Annotated in this window: 6 protein-coding genes; all 6 read left to right on the plus strand. The window is 70.8% G+C overall.

Translation table 11 applies throughout. The annotated features are described in order from the left end of the window. Window positions 1–207 precede the first annotated feature (207 nt). The gene (locus VKG64_00125; GenBank protein HKB23427.1) at window positions 208–936 is read left to right on the plus strand and encodes an enoyl-CoA hydratase/isomerase family protein; all 729 of its coding nucleotides are present in this window, start codon (window positions 208–210) and stop codon (window positions 934–936) included. Next, complete coding sequence (locus tag VKG64_00130; GenBank protein HKB23428.1) at window positions 929–2,125, plus strand: CoA transferase; 1,197 nt, start codon at window positions 929–931, stop codon at window positions 2,123–2,125. The genes VKG64_00125 and VKG64_00130 overlap by 8 nt, the downstream gene beginning before the upstream one ends. Before the next feature lie 25 nt (window positions 2,126–2,150). Further along, the gene (locus VKG64_00135) at window positions 2,151–2,477 is read left to right on the plus strand and encodes a hypothetical protein (GenBank protein ID HKB23429.1); all 327 of its coding nucleotides are present in this window, start codon (window positions 2,151–2,153) and stop codon (window positions 2,475–2,477) included. Between the two features lie 11 nt (window positions 2,478–2,488). Continuing rightward, window positions 2,489–2,671: a tautomerase family protein gene (locus VKG64_00140; GenBank protein HKB23430.1), complete on the plus strand. Its 183-nt coding sequence runs from the start codon at window positions 2,489–2,491 to the stop codon at window positions 2,669–2,671. Between the two features lie 23 nt (window positions 2,672–2,694). Beyond that, complete coding sequence (locus VKG64_00145) at window positions 2,695–3,033, plus strand: helix-hairpin-helix domain-containing protein (protein ID HKB23431.1); 339 nt, start codon at window positions 2,695–2,697, stop codon at window positions 3,031–3,033. A gap of 202 nt (window positions 3,034–3,235) precedes the next feature. Next, entirely contained in the window at window positions 3,236–4,156 is a 921-nt protein-coding gene (locus VKG64_00150) for an ABC transporter permease (GenBank protein HKB23432.1), read from the plus strand. Window positions 4,157–4,315: the final 159 nt, after the last annotated feature.

A 4,315-nucleotide genomic window follows, 5' to 3' on the forward strand; every position in this document is an offset into this window, starting at 1 on the left:
TCGCGTTCGCGCCGGGGGCAGGAGGGTGGCGAGACCCGTTCCCGCCGCGGCCGACGCGAACGCGACGCGCCTCGATGGAGCCCAGCCGCGACGGGTCGTCCGTACGCCAGCCGCGTGGTCGAGCAGCCTCCTGCCCCCGGCCCCACCCGCCGGTGAGCCGGGCGCGCGTTGCGCCGGCGGTCGAGCGTGTGGTACCGTCCGCGCGTCATGGGCGAGAACGTCACGCTCGAGCGCGACGGCGCGATCGCGACCGTCACCCTCAACCGTCCCGACCGGCGCAACTCCCTGAGCGACGCGATGCTCGCCGAGCTCGGGGCGGCGTTCGCCGAGCTGCGCGACGACGCCGCGGCGCGCGTGGTCATCGTCACGGGGGCGCCGCCCGTCTTCTCCGCGGGCGCCGACGCGCCGATCAGCGGGAGGATGTCGCCCGAAGAGCGGCGGCGAGCGTTCGCCGGACGCAAGAGCCAGTTCCGCCGCCTCTTCGAGCGCGCCAACTTGCTCCTCGAGAACCTCGAGCAGGCGACGCTCGCGGCGATCAACGGCCACGCGGTGGGCGGGGGCTGGGGGCTCACGCTCCCCTGCGATTTCCGCTTCGCGGCCGCCGAGGCGCAATTCTGGATCCCCGAGGTGGACCTCGGCGTGCCGCTCGGCGTCGGAACCACGACCCGCTTCGTCCGCCTGGTCGGGCCCGCGCGCGCCAAGGAGATCATCATGGAGTGCCGGCGCTACTCGGCAGCCGAGGCCCAGGCGATGGGGCTCGTGCACCGCGTGGTCCCGGGCCCGGCGCTGCTCAAGGAGGCGCGTGCGTACGCCGAGGTGCTCGCGGCGAAGCCGCCCAAGCCGCTCGCCGAGGTGAAGGCACGGATCAACGCGATCGCGCGGACGGGCATGCCCGAGGTCAACGCGATGACGGAGGGCTTCCTCGACCGTGACTGAGACGCCGACGATGCTCGAGGGCATCCGTGTCCTCGACCTCTCTCGCGTGATCGCAGGTCCCTACTGCGCGACCCTCATGGCCGACCTCGGCGCCGACGTCGTCAAGGTGGAGCGCCCGGGCCGTGGCGACGACCTGCGCGCGTGGCGCGGCGACGGCATGAGCGCCACCTTCGCGGCGATCAACCGGAACAAGCGCGGGATCGCCGTGGACATGCAGCAGCCGGATGGCGCGCGGCTCGTCCTCGAGCTGGCCCGGCGCGCGGACGTCGTCGTCGAGAACTTTCTCCCCGGCGTCGCCAACAAGCTCGGCGTCGGCTACGCGCAGGTGAGCGCCGTGAACCCGTCGGTCGTCTACGTCTCGGTGACGGGCTTCGGCCAGACCGGGCCGCATGCGAAGCGCGCGGGCTACAACACGATCGCCCAGGGCATGAGCGGGATCATGGCGCTCACGGGCATGCCGGGGAGCCCGCCGACCCGGGTCGGGGGCTCGGTCGCGGATCTCGCCGCGGGCTTCCTCGCCTTCGGCGCCGCGAACGCGGCGCTCGTGCACCGCCAGCGGACCGGCCGGGGCCAGCACCTCGACGTGAACCTGCTCGCCTCGACGCTGGCCCTCCTGCCCGATCCCGTCGCCCACTACTTCGACTCGGGCAAGCGCCCGCCGCGCCTGGGTAACCGCAATGCGAACCTGACGCCCGCCGAGGCCTTCCGCACGAAGGACGGCTGGGTGCAGGTCGTGATCATGAACCCCGATCAGTACGCGCGCTTCGCGAAGGCGCTCGGCGACGAGGGGCTCGCGACCGAGCCGAAGTTCGCGAGCAACGACAGCCGCCTCGCGCACCACGAGGAGCTGAAGGCGCGGGTCGAGGCGGCGCTCGGGCGCGCGACGACGGCCGAGTGGGTACAGCGCTTCGAGGCGGCGCAGGTCGCCGCGGGGCCGATCTACGAGTTCGATGAGGTCTTCGAGGACGCGCAGGTGAAGCACCTGGGCCTCGTCGCGGAGGTCGACCAGCCCGGCTACGGCAAGGCGAAGATGCTCGCCTTCCCCGTCCGCGCGTCGGCGACGCCCGCCTCGATCCGCCGCCCCGCGCCGCTCCTCGGCGAGCACACCGCCGAGGTGCTCGCCGAGCTCGGGCTCGCGCGCGACGAGATCGACCGGCTCGCGGCTCGGGGTGTCGTGGCGCTCGGCTGACCCGGGCGCCGCACAGGAGGTGACCATGCAGGGACGTACCATCGTCGTCGCGCTCGCGATCCTCGCGGCGGCTGCGGGCTGCGCCGGCCTCAAGGCCGGGCGGCCCTTCCCCTCGCCCGATTCCGCGCAGATCGTCACCGGCGTCACCGACAAGGCCGCGCTCGAGCGCATGTTCGGCGAGCCGTACCAGGTCGGCCTCGACAGCGGCGATCAGACCTGGCGCTGGTTCTACGCGGAGCGCGGCGGCGAGGCGAGCAAGGACTTCACCGTCCGCTTCAACGCGAACGGCACGGTCAAGTCCTACTCGTTCGCGTCGAATTTCCCCGAGGACATGAGCAAGTTCAGGAGATAGGAGGAGCCTCGATGCCCAACATCACGATCCAGTGGTACGCCGGCCGCACCCAGGACCAGAAGCGCCAGCTCACCGCCGCCATCACCGACGCGATGGTGAAGATCGGCAAGACCACCCCCGAGCAGGTCCACATCGTCTTCGAGGACGTGGAGAAGTCGAACTGGGGCTGGAACGGCAAGCTGGCCAGCGACTAGACTGGGAGCAAGGAGGATCCGACATGGCCCGACTGCTGGCCCTGCTCGTCGCGCTCACGTTCGCCCTGGTGGCGCTCGCCCCGCCGGCCGTTCTGGCGCAGGCGAAGAGCCCCGCGCCCGCCAAGACCGAGCCCGCCAAGAAGGACGAGAAGAAGAAGGACAAGCTCGATCTCAACAGCGCCTCGGAGGACGAGCTCAAGATGCTGCCCGGGATCGGCGACGCCTACGCCAAGAAGATCGTGGCGGGCCGGCCCTACAAACGGAAGGACGAGCTCGTCAGCAAAAACATCGTCCCGCGGGCCACGTACGAGAAGATCAAGGAGGACATCATCGCCAAGCAGGCGCCGGCGACGAAAAAGTAGCGCGCCCGGTGGCGCGCGGGGGGGGGCGTTGACGCGGTGAGCCGTAGGAGCGCCGGGGCGCACGTTGACTTCGCCGGCGGTTCGCGGATAATCACGCAACTTCCCTTCCCGGGAGGACATCCATGAGCCGACCGACGACGCTAGGCCGGAGCCCCGCCCGGCGCCTCGCGCTACGCGGCCACGCCCCGCGCGCGGTGACGCCATGAGGCGATTCCTCATGAAGCGCGTGGGCTTCGCCCTCATCTCGCTCTTCCTCCTCTCGCTGACGATCTTCGTCTTCGTGCGCGTCACCGGCGACCCGGCCGTGCTCCTCGCCGAGCCCGGGGCGAGCACCGACGACCTGGCGGCGATCCGGCAGCAGTTCGGCCTCGACCAGCCGCTCTGGGTGCAGTACGGGAGCTTCCTCGCCCACCTCGGACGCGGCGACTTCGGCCAGTCGTTCTACTACAGGACCGACGTCTTCGAGCTCTACCGCTCGCGCCTGCCCTACTCCCTCCTGCTCGCGTCGGTCGCGATGCTCTTCTCGCTCGTGATCGGGATCCCGACGGGCGTCATCGCGGCGGTGCGGGTGAACGGCTGGTGGGACAGCGCGGGCAAGCTCTTCGCGCTCCTCGGGCTCTCGCTCCCGTCCTTCTGGGTCGGGCTCCTCATGATCCTCTTCTTCTCCGTGTACCTCGGCTGGCTGCCGTCCTCGGGCTCGGGCACGGCCGCGCACGTGCTCATGCCCGCGTTCGCGCTGGGCTGGTACTTCGCGGCCGCGCACATGCGGCTGACGCGCTCGTCCATGCTCGAGGTCCTCGGCTCGGAGTACGTGAAGCTCGCGCGCATCAAGGGGCTCCCGGAGGCGCTCGTCATCGCCAAGCACGCGCTCAAGAACGCGCTGATCCCCGTGCTGACGCTCGCGGGGATCAACCTCGTCCTCATGATCAACGTCGCGATCGTCGTCGAGACCGTCTTCGCCTGGCCCGGCATCGGCCGCCTGCTCTACGAGGGGATCGCCTTCCGGGATTTCCCCATCGTCCAGGCCATCGTGCTCCTGGGCGGCGCGATGATCGTCGTCGTCAACCTTCTCGTGGACGTCCTCTACGCGGTCATCGACCCGAGGATCCGCTATGAACGGTAGCGCCGCGAACGCGAGTCCGAGCCGGGCGGCGGCCCTCACGCTCGCCTGGCGGTACGCCTCCTTCCGGAGCGAGGGGTTCCCGGTCCTCCCGGTGCTGATCATCGTGGTATTCGTGCTGACCGCCCTCTTCGCCAACGTGCTGGCGCCCCACAACCCCGA

The organism is Candidatus Methylomirabilota bacterium (genome assembly GCA_035260325.1).
Taxonomy (GTDB): Bacteria; Methylomirabilota; Methylomirabilia; order Rokubacteriales; family CSP1-6; genus AR19.

Bases quoted from the DNA above. Each gene is read 5' to 3' on its own strand.
- VKG64_00135 (HKB23429.1), top strand. From the start codon at position 2,151: ATGCAGGGACGTACCATCGTCGTCGCGCTCGCGATCCTCGCGGCGGCT.
- VKG64_00125 (HKB23427.1), top strand. From the start codon at position 208: ATGGGCGAGAACGTCACGCTCGAGCGCGACGGCGCGATCGCGACCGTC.
- VKG64_00145 (HKB23431.1), top strand. From the start codon at position 2,695: ATGGCCCGACTGCTGGCCCTGCTCGTCGCGCTCACGTTCGCCCTGGTG.
- VKG64_00140 (HKB23430.1), top strand. From the start codon at position 2,489: ATGCCCAACATCACGATCCAGTGGTACGCCGGCCGCACCCAGGACCAG.
- VKG64_00150 (HKB23432.1), top strand. From the start codon at position 3,236: ATGAGGCGATTCCTCATGAAGCGCGTGGGCTTCGCCCTCATCTCGCTC.